This is a genomic window from Streptomyces huiliensis, from assembly GCF_020037025.1.
Taxonomy (GTDB): Bacteria; Actinomycetota; Actinomycetes; order Streptomycetales; family Streptomycetaceae; genus Streptomyces; species Streptomyces huiliensis.
Map to the genome: position 1 here is coordinate 1 of NZ_JAIQLH010000302.1, position 2,159 is coordinate 2,159.

Sequence of the window (2,159 nt, forward strand, 5' to 3'; positions counted from 1 at the left end):
GGGGCTTACGCGCCCAGCAGGCGGGACGTGGAGTAGATGAGCAGGCCCGCCAGCGCGCCCACCACCGTGCCGTTGATGCGGATGAACTGGAGGTCGCGTCCGATGTGGGCCTCGATCTTGCGGGAGGTCTGTTCGGCGTCCCAGCCGGCCACGGTCTCGGTGATCAATGAGGTGATCTCGTCCCGGTACGTCGTCACCACGTGCACGGCCGCGTCCTCCAGCCAGCCGTCGACCTTGGCGCGCAGCCGCTCGTCCGCGGTCATGCGGGCGCCCAGGGAGAGGATCGCCGTGCGGGCGCGCAGCCGGAGTTCGCTGCGCTCGTCCTCGGCGGCGGCGACCACCATCGCGCGGACGGAGTTCCAGGCCGACGCGATCAGGTCCTGCACCTCGGCGCGGCCCAGGACCTCGGTCTTCAGGCGTTCCACCCGGGCCCGGGTGTCAGGGTCGGACTGGAGGTCGCCCGCGAAGTCGGCGAGGAAGCGGTCGACCGCGCCGCGCGCCGGGTGGCCTGGCATGTCGCGCATCTCGGTGACGAAGCGCAGCAGCTCCTTGTAGACGCGCTCGCCGACCTTGCGGTCGACGAAGCGCGGCGTCCAGCCGGGAGCGCCGCCGGTGACGGCCTGCATCACCGAGTCCCCGTGCGCGACGAGCCAGTCGTGGGCGCGGGCGCACACCAGGTCGACGACCTTGTGGTGGCCGCCGTCGGCGACGATCCGGTCCAGCATCCTGCCCAGGCCCGGCGCGATCTCCTGGGCGTCGGCCCGGCGGGTGACGGCCTCGCCGACCACCGCCTGCACGTCCGCGTCGCGGAGCACCCGCAGGGCCCCGCGCAGGGCGGTGGACAGTTCGGCGGTCACCCGGTCGGCGTGCTCGGGAGCGGCGAGCCAGGCGGCCAGGCGGGAGCCGATGCCGACGGCGCGGAGCCGGCGGCGGACGACGTCGCCGGAGAGGAAGTTCTCGCCGACGAACTCGCCGAGGCTCTGTCCGAGCTGGTCCTTCTTGGTCGGGATGATCGCGGTGTGCGGGATCGGCAGGCCCATCGGGCGGCGGAACAGCGCCGTGACGGCGAACCAGTCGGCCAGCGCGCCCACCATGCCCGCCTCCGCCGCGGCGGCCACGTAGCCCGCCCAGGGGCCCACGCCCGCGGACCCCGAGGACTTCGCCCAGGTGGCGAGCGCGTAGACGAGGGCGACCGCCAGGAGCAGCCCGGTCGCGAAGGCCTTCATGCGGCGGACGCCGCGGCGTTTGCGCTCGTCGGCCTCGCTGTAGGTGAAGCCGACGGGTGGGGCGTCGGGGGGTGGAGGGTCGTGGGGTGGGGTGTCGTGAGGTGGGGTTTTCTCGGGTGGCGTTTCCTGGGCCGTTGCCGTTCCTCGGTGGGTCTTTTCGGGCATCACTCCCCCAGACGGCCGATTTCCGGGCGTCCCTTCCTCCCTCGCGGACCGCTCGTCTCCGGACAACTCTCCACCGCCTTCGGCGCCCGCCGCCGCGTCCCCTTGGGACCGATTCATCCGTACCACCCGTCCGCGTTTCCTCAGAGGTTTCCCCGTCCCGCTCGGGAAAGCTCTTTTCTCTCTACCCGCTCGACTCGGGGAACGGCCCGGTAGTTCCCACCGTCTGACACGTCGCGGCCGGTCCGCACCGGTGGTCCGGCCGCCCGGAGCTCCCGCGGACCGCGTGGGATCATGGATCCGGCGACCGGGCCGCGGCGGCACCCGTACGGGCGCCTTCCCCGGCGGCCCGCCCGGATCCCGCTCCGTCCGACCGCCGTTCAGGAGACTTCCCGCGATGACCCGGCCCCCTCTGTCCCGCGGCACCGCCTGTGCCCTGCTCGCCGCGCTGGTGGCCGTCGTCACCCTGGTGTCCACGGCGATCTTCCTGGGGACCGCGGGCGGCGAGGTGGGCGGCGAGGAACCGCGGCACCGGCGGCCGGACGCCGCGCCCGCCGCGGTGAACGGCTGGACCGGCTCCTGGGCCGCCGCGCCCGCCGCCGCCGATCCGCGGGCGCCGGCCGGGCTTCCCGGGACGTCCATCCGCAACGTGATCCACACGAGCGTCGGCGGCACCGGTGCCCGTATCCGCGTCTCCAACCTGTTCGGCAACCGGCCGCTGCGCCTCACCCACGCCTCGCTCGCCGTCTCCGCGGGCCCGGAGACGGGGGG

At 74.2% G+C, this 2,159-nt stretch carries 1 protein-coding gene and 1 pseudogene; one reads left to right on the forward strand and one right to left on the reverse strand.

Annotated elements, in window-relative coordinates; translation table 11 throughout:
- Window positions 1-5: 5 nt before the first annotated feature.
- Window positions 6-1,391 carry a DUF445 domain-containing protein gene (locus tag JNW98_RS31735; protein WP_372459367.1) on the reverse strand — a complete coding sequence of 462 codons (1,386 nt, stop codon included), beginning with the start codon at window positions 1,389-1,391 and terminating at the stop codon, window positions 6-8.
- Between the two features lie 394 nt (window positions 1,392-1,785).
- On the opposite strand from JNW98_RS31735, the pseudogene JNW98_RS31740 reads away from it, so the two are divergent.
- Window positions 1,786-2,159 (forward strand): annotated as a pseudogene (locus JNW98_RS31740) (SGNH/GDSL hydrolase family protein); the annotation flags it as partial.

What these genes read in the sequence shown, in the direction of transcription:
- JNW98_RS31735 (WP_372459367.1), bottom strand. Translation starts at nt 1,391, where the DNA reads ATGCCCGAAAAGACCCACCGAGGAACGGCAACGGCCCAGGAAACGCCA.